This is a genomic window from Streptococcus sp. AS20, from assembly GCF_000524255.1.
Classification (GTDB): domain Bacteria; phylum Bacillota; class Bacilli; order Lactobacillales; family Streptococcaceae; genus Streptococcus; species Streptococcus constellatus.
The window spans coordinates 15221-29932 of the sequence record NZ_JANS01000017.1 but is presented as its reverse complement, the minus strand read 5'-3'; the positions used below and the strand labels follow the sequence as shown (position 1 = coordinate 29932).

The 14712-nt window shown below is 38.4% G+C and carries 11 protein-coding genes and 1 pseudogene; all 12 read right to left on the bottom strand.

From position 1 onward, the window contains the following. Window positions 1-26: 26 nt before the first annotated feature. Window positions 27-524: a GNAT family N-acetyltransferase gene (locus HMPREF1514_RS08910; protein ID WP_037598793.1), complete on the bottom strand. Its 498-nt coding sequence runs from the start codon at window positions 522-524 to the stop codon at window positions 27-29. A gap of 2 nt (window positions 525-526) precedes the next feature. Further along, window positions 527-1040 (bottom strand): annotated as a pseudogene (locus tag HMPREF1514_RS08905) (GNAT family N-acetyltransferase). Then, window positions 1030-2361 carry a UDP-N-acetylmuramate--L-alanine ligase gene (murC, locus tag HMPREF1514_RS08900; protein ID WP_037598792.1) on the bottom strand — a complete coding sequence of 444 codons (1332 nt, stop codon included), beginning with the start codon at window positions 2359-2361 and terminating at the stop codon, window positions 1030-1032. Before murC ends, HMPREF1514_RS08905 begins: the two are co-directional and overlap by 11 nt. 82 nt (window positions 2362-2443) lie before the next feature. Continuing rightward, window positions 2444-3076 carry a hypothetical protein gene (locus HMPREF1514_RS08895; RefSeq protein ID WP_006269471.1) on the bottom strand — a complete coding sequence of 211 codons (633 nt, stop codon included), beginning with the start codon at window positions 3074-3076 and terminating at the stop codon, window positions 2444-2446. 41 nt (window positions 3077-3117) lie between these two features. Then, a complete protein-coding gene (locus tag HMPREF1514_RS08890; RefSeq protein WP_037598791.1) occupies window positions 3118-6228 on the bottom strand; it encodes a DEAD/DEAH box helicase in 3111 nt (1036 codons plus the stop codon). A 460-nt stretch (window positions 6229-6688) separates the two neighbouring features. Next, window positions 6689-7999: a ribosome biogenesis GTPase Der gene (gene der, locus HMPREF1514_RS08885; RefSeq protein WP_037598789.1), complete on the bottom strand. Its 1311-nt coding sequence runs from the start codon at window positions 7997-7999 to the stop codon at window positions 6689-6691. 78 nt (window positions 8000-8077) lie between these two features. Continuing rightward, window positions 8078-8977, bottom strand: coding sequence for a primosomal protein DnaI (gene dnaI / locus HMPREF1514_RS08880; protein WP_037598788.1), 900 nt, complete (start codon window positions 8975-8977; stop codon window positions 8078-8080). Next, on the bottom strand, window positions 8978-10129 hold the full coding sequence (locus HMPREF1514_RS08875; RefSeq protein ID WP_037598787.1) for a DnaD domain protein: 1152 nt from the start codon (window positions 10127-10129) through the stop codon (window positions 8978-8980). It lies immediately after the preceding gene. After that, complete coding sequence (gene nrdR, locus HMPREF1514_RS08870) at window positions 10130-10603, bottom strand: transcriptional regulator NrdR (protein WP_003068126.1); 474 nt, start codon at window positions 10601-10603, stop codon at window positions 10130-10132. A 182-nt stretch (window positions 10604-10785) separates the two neighbouring features. Beyond that, window positions 10786-11601, bottom strand: coding sequence for an endonuclease/exonuclease/phosphatase family protein (locus HMPREF1514_RS08865; protein ID WP_003068124.1), 816 nt, complete (start codon window positions 11599-11601; stop codon window positions 10786-10788). A gap of 16 nt (window positions 11602-11617) precedes the next feature. After that, window positions 11618-13807, bottom strand: a complete 2190-nt coding sequence (locus HMPREF1514_RS08860; protein WP_037598786.1) for a PTS transporter subunit IIBC — start codon at window positions 13805-13807, stop codon at window positions 11618-11620. A 210-nt stretch (window positions 13808-14017) separates the two neighbouring features. After that, window positions 14018-14707: a response regulator transcription factor gene (locus HMPREF1514_RS08855; protein WP_003068120.1), complete on the bottom strand. Its 690-nt coding sequence runs from the start codon at window positions 14705-14707 to the stop codon at window positions 14018-14020. Between the last annotated feature and the right edge of the window lie 5 nt (window positions 14708-14712).

Below are 14712 nucleotides of genomic sequence, written 5' to 3'. Positions count from 1 at the left end.
TTTCTACGAAATAATCAATACGTCTCTCAATTACTAGGCGTTTCCCAAACCATATCATACCAAAGTTCACCTGCATAGGTAGATTGAGACAGGCCCTCATTGATAAAACCATGCTTTTCATAATAGCCGACTAAATAATCATGACAAGTTAAGTTGATTCCCAAGCGCTGGTCTCGAATAGCAATCTCTTTCATTGCATCCAACAAGCTACGACCTAGTCCCATATTTTGCGCATTTTTAGAAATCGATAAACTGGTCAACGAAATATAATGATTCGGTAAATGACTATAATCTTTTACTTCTGAAGTAAAGGATTGATCTACTAGATGGCGTTCTGGACGAACAGGTCCCTCTAGGTAGCCTAACATCTGACCGCCTCGTTCAGCGACTAAGAAACTTGTTGTTAATTTTTGAATATGAATTTCTAAAATCTCTCGACTTAAGGCTTCCTCTGGTCCAAAATTCTCCAACTCAATAGCCGTAATAGCATCCAAATCTGCTAAATTTGCTTGTCTAATCTTCATTTTTACTCCTTAAAATACGGATTATCCCAAACCATATCATACCAAACGACTCCAGCATGAACGGAATCTGAAATTCCTTCATTCTTAAAATTATTTATTTCATAATAGGAAATCAAATAATCATGACAAGTTAGATTGATCCCTTGTCGATTTTGAACGACTGCTTTTTCTTTTAAAGCTGCAAGTAGCAGAGTTCCAATTCCCTGTCCTTTAAAATCCGGATGAACAGACAAACTTTGAATAGCAATGAAACCACCCGAATCTGGATTTTCTGCCACTTTTTCAAACAACTCATCTGTTAAATGACGTGAAAAAACGGCTGACCCTACGATGTAGCCAGCTATTTTTTCATTTAATTCTGCTATTAAGCATGGGAACATGTGCAATCCATTTTTGAATAGTTTCTGCACCAACCGCTGTTGTGGAAAAATTCACCTGTTCGATAGCCTTTATTGTTTCCAAATCTTCCAAAATAGCTGCTCGAAGAGTGACTTGAGGAGTTAGATTACTGGACATTGCTTGTCAAATTGGATAATAAGCGTTCAAAAGAATATTCATAGGTTTGAATATCACCAGCCCCCATGAAAACGTAAACTGCATCTGGATGTTCTAGTAAGGGAGAAACATTGTCAACGGTAATGATGTCTGCTTTTTTCACGATCTTCGCTGCCAAATCTTCTACTTTGACATCTCCATGATCCACTTCACGTGCAGAACCATAAATCTGTGCTAAATACACTGCATCTGCTTGATTCAAAGCTTCTGCAAATTCATCCAAAAGTGCAATAGTCCTAGTAAAGGTATGGGGTTGGAAAATTGCAATGATTTCTTTGCTTGGATATTTCTGGCGAGCTGCATCTAAAGTTGCAATGATTTCAGTAGGGTGATGAGCAAAGTCATCAATAATTGTCGTTCCATTCACCATTTTTTCAGTGAAGCGACGTTTCACACCACCAAAAGTAGCCAAATGCTCTCGAACCAAAGTCAAATCAAATCCAGCTGTATACAATAAACCAATAACAGCTGTTGCATTCATAATATTGTGGCGACCAAAGCTAGGAATCTTGAATTCTCCTAATTCTTTTCCGCGGAAAGAAACTTTAAAGCTGGAACCCGTCGTAGAACGAAGCAGATCATGAGCGACAAAGTCATTTCCTTCCTTAAAACCATAATAATAAATAGGAGCATTGGCTGTAATCCGACGCAACTCCTTGTCTTCACCGTAAACAAACACCCCTTTGCTAACTTGTTTAGCATAATCATTAAATGCATTGAAAACATCTTCTAAGCTGGTAAAATAATCTGGGTGGTCAAAGTCAATATTCGTAATAATCGAATATTCAGGATGATAAGGCATAAAGTGACGCTCATATTCATCTGCTTCAAACGCAAAATATTTCGCATTTGCAGAGCCACGTCCCGTACCGTCACCGATGAGATAACTAGTATCTGTAATATTTGACAAAACGTGTGCTAACATGCCAGTCGTTGATGTCTTTCCATGTGCACCCGCCACCCCCATGCTGACAAAATTACGCATAAAGATTCCAAGAAATTCATGGTAACGCTTATAAGAAATGCCATTTGCATCGGCGTAGGCAATTTCAAGATTATTATCCGGACGGAAAGCATTTCCTGCAATAACTTCTACATCTGCTTGAAGATTTTTTTCGTCAAAAGGCAAGATTTTAATTCCTGCTTGTTCTAAGCCACGTTGAGTGAAATAGTATTTTTCAACATCGCTTCCTTGAACTTGATGTCCCATTTGATGCAGCATCAATGCTAAGGCACTCATTCCAGAGCCCTTAATCCCGATAAAATGATAGGTTTTTGTCATAATTTCTCCTTAAATACAAAGAACATTAAATAGGTGAAATCGCGTTCACACCAAAACGTCTTTACTTTTTGTCAACATTCGATTATTTTTCTTCCAACCGTGTTAAATTTAGCTCTTGCGCTATCCGACGCTCTCTTTGCTTTTGCAATTCTTTTTTGTTATAAATTTGACTTGTTTTTAAAAAGTCATAATTATTTTTAGATTTTTTGGGTGATTCCTTCGGCAAAGAGGTATTTACTTTGATATCTGCTAAAATATAATGATCCTGCTTTAAATTTCGACTATATTTTGATAACCCACTACCATTTTCCTTTTGGAAAAATGCTGTTGGTTGATGTGAAATAGCTGTATTAGCAGTATTAACAGCAGGATGGGAGCGTTTTTTAGTTATAAAGTCTGAAGTCAAATAAGCTGCTGAGCGTTTCTTTTTTAAATCCGCTCTGGCTTCTTCTCTAGCCAATTCTGCATAGCTTTTTGGGGCAGGTTTGGCGACTTCAGCAGACGGAATAGCTGAAGTTGCTTGGTAAGCTTTTCCTTCTTTTACTTGACTATCTGCAATTTTCTTTACAATTGGTTCCCATTCTAAATAATTTTTATCAACATAGTCACCATTAATATTGCTGATAAGATCACTTTCATCGTAAAGGTTCATACGCGGCATTTCTGATAGCATAATCTCATCATCAGAAATCAATGGAAAAGTTTTTTCTTTCATGAGCACATTTCCTTTCAACACTTCATTATAACCTATTGGTGCTATTTTTCAAGTGTTTCTGTAGAAATTCCTAGAATTTCTCGTATTTCAGCAACGGTTAGGCTGCTACGGGATTCTGTTCCATCTAGGATAGTTGATACGAGATGACGCTTGCTTTCCTGCAACTCTTGAATTTTTTCTTCAATCGTTCCTCGCGTAATCAATCGATATACTTCTACATTTCTTTCTTGACCCATACGGTGAGCTCGACCAATTGCCTGAGACTCTACTGCTGGGTTCCACCAAAGGTCTACTAAGATAACAGTATCAGCACCAGTTAGATTCAAGCCAACACCACCAGCTTTTAAAGAGATTAAAAAGGCGTCTCCTTCCCCATTATTAAAAGCATTTGTCATTTCTTGCCGCTCTTTTGCTGGTGTAGAACCTGTAATTTTAAATGTCTCCATTTTCATCTTTTTCAATTCTTTTTCGATAATGTCTAGCATTCCTCGGAATTGAGAAAAGATTAACACACGGTGGCTTCCTGTCTGAATCTGCTCTAATAGTTCTAGCAGGCTTTCTAGTTTGCCACTATCTCCATGATAGTCCTCCATAAAGAGCGTGGGAGTATCGCAGATTTGACGTAACCGCATCAAACCAGACAAAATTTCCATTTTGCTACGATTCAGTTCTTCCTCTGTAGAAGTAAGCACACGCTCCTGCATTTGTTTTAGTTGCGCTAGGTAGATAGCCTTTTGACTATCTGCAAGCTCATTGCGATAAGAAACTTCGATGAGTTCTGGCAATTCTTGCAAGACATCTTCTTTCTTTCGCCGCATGACAAATGGTTTGATAAAACGAGCAACAGTTTCTGCAGGCAGTTTCAAAAAGTTCTTTTTGCTAGGTAATAATCCTGGCAAAACAATTTGAAAAATAGACCATAATTCGCTGAGGTTATTTTCAATCGGTGTTCCAGAAAGAGCAAAAGTATTTTTGACCTCAAAATTTCGTAAATGATGAGCAATCTTAGTTTGCGCATTTTTCATGACCTGTGCTTCATCTAAAAAGAGATAATCAAAGTTCAATTGACTATATTCTTCAACATCTTGACGGAAAGAGGCATAACTTGTAATCATCACCTGATGGCTTTCTGCAATTAAGTTATCTCTTATTGATTTTAAGCCATAGATGACTGCCGCATCAATATCTGGTGCAAACTTTGCAAACTCATCCAGCCAATTGTAAATCAAACTAGACGGCGCCAAAATTAAGACGTTCGTTTCCTTTTTTAGCCTGCTACTTAAAAAGGCTATCGTTTGGAGTGTTTTCCCAAGCCCCATATCATCTGCTAAAATACCACCAAACCCGTAACGGTCAAGCATGCTTATCCACTTGACACCAGTTTCTTGGTAATCACGCAAAGTTGCCTCCACTTTTAATGGCGGCAGTGTAAATTCCTCCGGATGCGTCAAATCAAAAGCTAAATGGCGAAACTCTTCTGAAAAGCTCACTTTTTCTTGGCATTTGAACAATTCAGATAGCTGATAGGCAGCAATCCGCTGTGTCTGGAAAATACCATTTTTTCCTTTTTTAGCTCGTAAATCCTGTAAGGTTTTGCTGACTCTTTTTGTTTCCTCATCAAAAACGAGCACCTTGCCAGATTTACTGATGAAATAATCATTGGTCGAAAAAAGAGCTGCTAAAGCATCATCCACTTCCGCCTGGTCAATACTGGTAAAGTCAAAACCGATATCTAGCAAACCACCATTTGTCTGAATCGAAATTGTCGGTCTTTCAACTTGGTATAAAGCTGCCAAATTTTCTGATACAATTACCTTTCCCAATCGTTTGAAACGAGGAAGAGTTGATGTGAAGAATGAATAAAGCTCTTGTGGCTGCAGCGGAGGACGCTTGCTTACAAAATTTGCTTCAAAACCAGCAGACAGAGCTTGTTGAAAAACTTTCTGCTCTAACTGAAAATCACTAGCAAATGGTAATTTCTCTAACTCCAAACGACTGGCGACTATACGAGTTCCATAATCAAACTGAATTTTGAGACTGATTTTTTTAGACTCTAACAACTCAAAATTAAATAACGGGGTGAAAGTATGAATCACCAAACTTTCTGGTGCATGAATAGAGCCGATTTTGTGAAATTCTAGTAATCCTGAAGCCAGTTTCGCTTGATCACTTGTATCAAATTGCAGGCGTTTTTTACGATCGGTGTCCACAGGCAATTCTCGCATCACCTGAATCATACGCTTTTGCTGTTCAGTTAATTGGTAAAAATGATTTCCATAAAAAATAAAGTCACCACCGTATAGAATTTTATAATTTTGCTCCGTAATAGTGAGTTCAAAATAATCTGAATTTTCCTCTACTGTAAAATCATAAATTCCTACTTCGGCATGTAAATCTTGGAAAAAAACTTCGTCATAGTCATAAAGACTGTATTCTAAGCGGAAATGCGGCAAATTCATAAGCCGATTCAAGCCTTCCTCAAACAGACTAGATGGAAAATAAAGATGTCTAGCTGCATTTGGAAAAATAAAAGAAGCATCTTGATCTTGCTGATAAGAAACAAGCCCTCGTAAAAACTGAATCACCTCTTGGCTGGCTTCGTCAAAAGCAGCTAATTGCATTTTTTCATAGTAGTGTTTTCCGATTTGATAATAATCGCCTTTTTCAACAATTTTTAAAAAAGCACGAATATCTCGAACAACATAAGAGCGTTCATCGGGTAAACGACTGATACGCAACGTCCACAGAAATTGTCCTGTATAATCATCTTCTTGCCCAACTGCCGATAATTCATATCGAACAGGTATTTCTTCTGTTAGAAGAATTTTATCCAAAAAAAGACTGCCAAAAGAGACCTTTGTTTGTGTTGCCTCAGAAGTTGTCTGTTCTTCTTCCAGATTGGCCAAAACAACTTTTCCTTCGGGGTCATTTTTTAGAAAATATTCTAATCCTGCGAGATGAGCACAATATTTCTTTTTTTGAAAAAAATCACAGGCACAAAAAATGGCTTCGTCGTCCAAGCTATATCGCAGATTGTGATTTTCAACTCGGCTGTAAATCATCCGATCTTTCACTTTAAGAATTTCAATTTTCCCTGCTTCATAAAGAGTCGTCCCTTCTGTCCGAATCTTCCCAGGAATCAATTTTGCCATAAGTACCACCTTTATTTTATCTATTCATTATATCATATTTTCGGCATAAAGAAAAAAGCAAGCTATTTCTTGCTTTCTTTTAAAAAATATTTTCTTTGAGCTTTTTATAGCATTTAGTGCGTGTTACTAGGAACACTAAAAAGAGCCAAATCTCCAGTAAAGGGAAAGAGAATTTTGTTATCATAAGTCAAATGGTTCCCAACGTTATGGCAGTCAAGAAAAGATGTGCAACTCCTACAAATATCAGACTAAAAAGTGATAACCATTAACGAAAACCAAATGGTTTATACTGTCTATCATCGTAGTAAATATTCGTATAATCTAAACTTGCAATTCCAATGAGCACTGCCCTAGAAACATTCATCCAATTCATATTTCTTTCTCACATAGGTACATTAAACTAATCACCTTGTGCTTCTCCTATTATTTTTATGCCAGTCCTTGTTTAGCTGGCTCCGCCCTACTTCCGCTTTCTGGCAATAAGATGAATTGGTGTCCCTTCAAAAACAAAGGCCTTACGAATTTGATTTTCTAGGAAACGAAGGTAAGAAAAGTGCATGAGTTCTTCTTCATTGACAAAGATGACAAAGGTTGGCGGTTTGGTTGCTACTTGAGTCGCATAAAAAATCTTGAGGCGTTTGCCCTTGTCAGTTGGCGTCGGATTAATTGCGATAGCATCCATGATGACATCATTGAGCACTGCAGACGGTATGCGGGTATTTTGACTTTGACTGATATTTTTAATCATCTCTGGAAGCTTATGCAAACGCTGCTTGGTAAGAGCTGATACAAAGACAATCGGTGCATAAGAAAGATACTGAAATTGGTCGCGAATATCTGCTTCCCAATTTTGCATGGTCTTGTTATCTTTTTCCAGCGTATCCCACTTGTTCACAACGATAATGATTCCTTTACCAGCTTCATGAGCAAAACCAGCAATGCGCTTGTCATACTCGCGAATGCCCTCTTCAGCATTGAGCATCATAAGCACCACATCAGATCGGTCAATCGCTCGCATAGCTCGCATAACAGAATACTTCTCTGTATTTTCATAGACCTTGCCTGACTTGCGCATACCAGCCGTGTCGATCATGGTAAATTCCTGACCTTCACTGTCCGTAAAGACCGTATCAATGGCGTCACGCGTAGTACCAGCAACAGGACTGGCAATAACCCTATCCTCACCCAGGATGGCATTGATCAAGCTAGACTTGCCGACATTAGGACGGCCAATCAGACTAAACTTAATCATATCAGGATTTTCAGCCACTTCCTCATTCGGTAGATTTTCAACAATGGCATCTAGGACATCCCCTGTGCCAATTCCATGAACGGAAGAAACGGGATAAGGGCCACCCAAGCCCAGCGCATAAAAATCAAAAATTTCATTACGCATCTCTGGGTTATCTACTTTATTGACCACTAGAATAATCGGCTTATGGGTCTTGTAGAGCATACGAGCCACGTATTCATCCGCATCTGTAATACCTTCTTTTCCAGACACAACAAAAACGATAACATCTGCCTCATCCATAGCAATCTCTGCTTGGTGCTTGATTTGCTCCATAAAAGGAGCATCCACATCATTAATACCACCTGTATCAATCATGCTAAACTTGCGATTCAGCCATTCAGCCGTCGCGTAAATACGGTCACGAGTGACCCCTTCAACATCCTCAACAATAGAAATCCGTTCCCCGGCAATCCGATTAAAAAGTGTTGATTTGCCAACGTTGGGACGACCGACAATGGCAATGGTTGGTAAAGCCATATTTTCCTCTTTCTTATTTATTCACTAGTCAACTGATCTACATAAAGTAACTTCTCATCTAACAATGAACTATTTCATTCACCGGCGATTTTCTCCTTCCAGACGCACTTCCTCTGCTAAGAATTTTATTCTTTCCATGACCCGACGAGCCTGCCAAGTTTCATCTCCGTTTTTGGATGTAGCAAAATGGCGTTCCAAATCCGCAAAATTAAAATTTGATGTAAAGAAAGTTGGCAAATTTTCCTGCATCCGATGCTGCAAAATAACCTGCAAAATCTCATCTCGCATCCAAGGACTTGATTGCTCCGCACCAATATCATCCAAAATCAAGACTTGTGCTACTTTTACTTCATCAATCTTTTCCTTCACCAAACCGGAAGAAATGGCATTCTTTACATCCAACACAAAACTAGGATAATGAAGCAACGTCGTGGAAACACTGCGTTTTTCCGACAAATCATGTGCTAAGGCAGCCATCATGTAACTTTTACCCACGCCAAAATCACCATAAAGGTAAATCGCTTTTTTATAGTTTGGATAATCTGCCACAAAATTCGTCAGCAACTCAAAAGCCTTGTAACGACCAACATCGTCTAAATCCACTTTTGCCAAACTAGCTTCCTTGAGACTAGCCGGAAGACTAATCAGGTTTAAGCGCGCATTGATAGCTGCTTGCTTCTGTGCTTCAACTAGCTCTGGAGTTTCTTCATAAGAAACGTCAGCATATCCCTCATTTTTCACTAAAATTGGCTTATATCCCTTAGCAATATAAGCCTTATCGCCTAGTAAAAAACGATTTCGCTCAGAAATATACTGATTAAACTTAGAAATGCTTCGTTTGATTTCAGCTGGTGTCATCCCTTCTGACTGGATAAAAGCCGCCACATCTGGATCAGCCATGATTTGCTCGACCAATTTATCATAATCAAATTGCTGCGCACCATTTCTACGTGACATTGCTTGTCCAACACGTTCCATCTAGTCACCTCCTTGATCTAATTTCGCTAAAAGTTTTCTCTTTTGCTCCTCTAGCTCAGCCTGCTTTTCAGCACTTGTTTCATTCTTATAGTCAGGATTACTCCAGTCAGGAACATTGCTCTTTGGATCAGAATCTTTCGCTGCTTTTTTGCTATGCTGTGTTTGATAACGTTCGCGAATATACACCACAGCCTCTTCAGCTGAGAAGATTTTTTGATAGGAAAAATCATTTGCTACTTTTAAAGCATACTTTTCATTAAGGTTGGCTGAATTTACCTTATTAAAAGTCAATAGTAAAATTACATTGATCACTTCATCTAACAAGCCCAAATTTGCCATTTCTGTCAAGCACTGACGCTCTCCGTGTGTAATCGTTGCATGCTTAGCTTTCTTGATTTCCGCCAAAAATTGCAGAGCTGTTTTACTCTTAGCCTCTCGAAGAATCGTTTGCTCTTGAGTTGAAAACAGTTCATTTGAAACTTTTTGCTGTAATTTTTGCTTCATTCGCTTAGTTGAAATCACATGACCGACAGCTGTTTTTTTAGCTAACAAATAGGTCTCATACCAGGTCCAATTTTTTTTCTCTGCAATGGCAAAGAGTACCAGCAAATCTTCTTTTTCATTATCAAAGCGCAAGTTTTCACGTGCCATCAATTGTTTAAAATAGTCCAACTCAAAATGATTCTGCTTTATTTGTGTCTCCACCTTCGTTTCTTCTACTTGAAAAATCTCTGACAGCTTCACATCTTGCTTCTCACCCCTTGGTTGACTAGGTAACAAAGCCTCTACCGCAGCTTCACCAATCTTCTTTTCCAAAAGACGTCTATAAACAGGATTAGCTAAAAAGTCAACAGCAGATAAAGTCGGCTGCAAATAAACTTGAAAATAATTCTCCGCATGATAAAGCTCTACTAACCGCATAGCAGACAAAATTTCTAAACTCTTTTGTAAGGCATTCATTCCCAGATTGAGATGATTCAAAATGTGTCCAAAAGTATAAGATGATTTCCCATTATCCCAAAAAGCGAGCAAATATTGATAAATAGAGGTCGCATCAAGCCCTAAAATCGGCAAATACAGACGAATTAAATTTGTACTATCCTGACTGATCAGATTATTTTTCACAAAAGAAAATTGATCATTGGGTTTCATTTATTGTTCCTTTTTCTTTTTAGCTGTTTTTGTAATCTGCTTCAAGAGGTTTTCCAACTCGCTCACATCTTTAAAACTACGATAGACACTGGCAAAGCGAACATAGGTAATCTCATCTAATTCCGCTAATTCTTTCATTACCAGACCTCCGATAAACTCACTCGCAATCTCATTTTCATTATTGCTACGCACTTTTTGCTCAATTCTGCTAACAATCGCCTCAATCTCATCACTAGAAACAGGACGTTTTTGCGCCGAACGAATGATTCCATTAAAGATCTTATCTCTTGAAAATTGTTCCCGCGTGCCATCTTTTTTAACGACAACGAGCGTCCGTTCTTCTACACGTTCATAAGTTGTAAAACGATATTGACACTCTTCACATTCACGACGACGACGAATTGTATTACCATCTTCAGCCTGCCGACTGTCAATAACACTCGATTTACTACCACCACACTTAGGACAACGCATCTGCTTCCCTCCTGAATTCTTAATACTTCATTATACCATGTTTTAAGAAATAACAAAAGCTAGTAAATTGGTATTCCCATAGTATAGTGAAATTTCAGCTATCTATTTAGAAAACATTCACTCCGAAAAGATGACAATCAAAAAACGAGAAATTTCATTTCAAAACTTCTCGCTTTTGATTGTTAAAATGTCACTTCTACTTCTAATCCAAAATGGTCACTAATCATTGGTGTTGATTTGCCATCAAAGACAACAACAGATTTTTCAATGTTGAAATCTTTACTTGTAAAGATATAATCAATTTTCAGAGCATCCTTATTTCCAGTCCAGCCAGCAATGTCACCTTCAACTGTTGCTGTACCAATGACTGTAGCCGCAACAACATGACTGTCTTGCAGAGCAAGCGGACTTTTTAGAATGTGCCGATAGCCCTCATAACCGACGGGATTGTTAAAATCTCCCATCAATACTAGAGGCATATCGCGCTGCAACAATTCTTTTTCTACTTGTACCCATTCTTCTTGGAAGCCTTTGTCCCACCAAGAAAGATGACAGGAAGCCACTGTTACAAGCCGTCCAGCAACTTCTATTTCCGCCAAAAGTACTTTTCTAGTGTGATAATCCGTTGGATCGTTGGTCTCAGAAACCAACAACTCACTTGCTTTCAATGGATTTAAAGATAAAATAGCAACTCCCTCATGAAACCGATCAAATCCAATATGATTATAAGCCCAAGACCAATGATAAATAAGACCTTTCTCCACCAATCTCTCCACGAGACAATATACAAAATGATCCTTATGAATCGCAATGGCGTCATCTACCGCATGATAAAACGGAGCCTGAACAACCTGTTCAGACTCCATTTCTTGATTGACTTCCTGCAGGCAAATGACATCATATTTTTCTTGAAGAATCCGCTCAGCTAGTTGATCTAGCTTTTTTTCTTGCTCATCTTCCATCCAACTATGAGTATTTAAAGTCAGGAATTTTGCCATGATTTCTCTTTTCTATCTACAATTCTACTTTAGCAACAACTGTTTTCGCTGCTACTTTGCCGAATGTTTCAACTGATACAGATTTAATCGCTTGTGCATTTGTGAAGACAACAACTGTTGAAGTTTCACGACCTGCTGCTTTGATAGCTTCTAAATCAGCTGTCACAAGAAGATCACCTGCTGCAACTTTTTGTCCTTCTGCAACATGCACTTTAAATGGTTTACCTTCAAGACTGACTGTATCAAGTCCGATATGAACAAGCACTTCAAGACCATTATCAGTCAAGAGACCGAGAGCGTGCTTTGTAGGGAAAATGCTGCTAACCGTACCTGCTACTGGTGAGTAAATCTTGCCATTTTCAGGTTCAACAGCAAATCCGTCACCCATCATTTTTTGAGAGAAGACTGGATCTTTGACATCTGTAATCGCAATCACTTCACCGTCTGCGACTGTCTCAACTTCTTCTGTCACGCCTTTGTAGCTCGCTTCGGCAGCTTGTGAAGCTGTCATTTGGCTCGGAAGAGTTTCAGGAATCACTTCGCCTGAGTCAAGTAAGTCTTGAATGTCAGATTTCAAAACATCCGCTTTTGGTCCGTAAATTGCTTGAACACCTTGACCTTTCATCACCAAGCCCATAGCTCCTTCGGCTTTCCATTGCTCTTCTGTACCAACTTTTTCTGCATCTTTAACAGTTACACGAAGACGTGTCATACATGCGTCAACATCAACAATATTTGCACGTCCACCAAGAAGATTGATAATATTCACAGCTTGAGATGCTTCTGCTACTTTGCCACCAGCTGGGGCAGACGAAGGACTATCTTCTCCATCAGCTGTTTCATAGTTTCCGTTACGTCCTGGAGTTGCGTAGTTAAATTTCTTAATCATGAAGTTGGCAATAAAATACATTCCAACTGCAAAGAGCACTGTTACCCAAACAAAATTAATAATATCCATACCCAAACCAGCATTGATGGCTAGTGGAGTACGAGTCAGAAATTCGATTGAACCAAATGAGTGCATACGCAAGTGAACAATATCTGCCATAGCAAAGGCTAACCCTTGCACAACAGCATACACCAAATAAAGAGGTGTTGCAACAAACATAAACATGTATTCGATTGGTTCTGTAACACCTGTTAAGAAAGTTGCAAGTCCTGTTGCAATCATCATCCCTTTGTATTTATGTTTCTTATCATCATCTACATTTCGATAAATTGCAAAGGCAACCCCCATCAAAATACCAAATGAACCAATCATTTGCCCAACTTTAAAACGAGCTGGAGTAATACTATTTAGAAGATGTTGATATTGGTCAGCGTGTGAACCTTTTAGATTAACAAGGTCTGTTACCCAAGCCAACCATAATGGATCTTGACCAAATACAGTCGTTCCTTTAGCAGCCCCTGTCAACACTTCATATGTCCCACCTAATTGAGTATAGTTGATTGGAATTGTCAACATATGGTGAAGTCCAAATGGTAAAAGAAGACGTTCTAAAGTACCAAACAAGAATGGTGCGAGAATTGGAGCTGTCTTTTGAGAGTTAGCAATCCAAATACCAAAATTGTTGATTCCAGTTTGAACAACTGGCCAAAATACTGCAAGAATCAAAGCCACAATTGTAGAACGCAAAATAACAACGAATGGCACAAACCGTTTACCATTAAAGAATGAAAGCGCATCTGGTAATTTACGGTAATTATAATATTTGTTGTAAGCAGTTGCTCCAACAAAACCGGCAATGATACCAACAAACACCCCCATATTAAGAGCAGGAGCTTCAAGTACACTTACAAAATAATCAGCCACCTTAATGGTTCCACCAAAGACAGTTTTTACAGTAGCTCCTTGTTTTGTAAGAAGGTCTGAAGTTACTCCAAAAAAGACCCCTGTAATACGGTTAATTAAAATAAATGAAAGTCCGGCCGCAAATGCACCACCAGCACGTTCCTTTGCCCAGCTACCTCCAATAGCTAATGCAAATAAAATGTGAAGGTTTCCGATAACTCCCCAACCAATTTGCTCAAGAATACCGCCTGTTGTAACAAGAGCAGCTACGTTTGGATTGATCATTGGAATTGACTTACCAATACTGATCATCAAACCAGCCGCGGGCATTACTGCAATAACGACCATCAGAGCTTTTCCGAATTTTTGCCAAAATTCGAAACTGAATATGTTTTTGAATGTCTCTTTCATCATTCATATCTCCTTATAAAATTTTCCGCAAGCGCTTTCCGCAAACGTTTGCATTTATTTGACTCTTTAATTATATCATATATTTCTATTTTGTAAAGCGTTTTTATATAATATTTTAAAAACTTTCCCTATTTTTTACTTGCAAAGTATAACAGATTAAAAAACATCCCTATTAGAAAAGTGCAGAAAAACGATATTTCCTGCACTTCACGTTTATTCTTGCATAGCATAGCCAACACCACGCACGGTTTTTATGTAACTTTTCTGCCCTGCTATATCAAGTTTACTACGAAGATAACGAATATAGACATCAACAACATTTGTTTCGACTGCTCCTTCGTATTTCCAAACGCGCTCTAACAGCTGTTCACGGCTTAAAGCCTGATGACTGCCCATCAGCGTTGCTAACAAATCATACTCTCTTCTAGTCAAGGAAATTATTTCATTCCCTCGATATACAGTATGATTTTGCACGTCAATGCGAAGATTCCGATAAGATGTTGAAACTTTCATCTGACTACAATGATGATCAATAAAATCACGCCCACGAAAAATAGCAGAAATTTTTTCGACCAAGTCCATCACAATGAAAGGCTCTATCATATAACTAACAGCAAAACGTTGGATTTCCTCAGTATATTTTAAAATAATATCACGATTATCCAATACAATAATGACTGAAGCAGGCTTTATCAAACTTAATTGCTCAGCAAACTCCGTTCCTGTCATATCTTCAAGCATAAAATTCAACAGGAATAAATCGTATTGATTAGCTCTCGCAGATGCTAAAGCATCTTTTCCCGTTTCAAGAAGATCCACTCGATAACCTTCATTTTGCAACTCTAAGCTAATAAATTGTGCTAATTTTTTTTCATTCTCAACTAATAAAATCCGCTTCCCCATAGCTT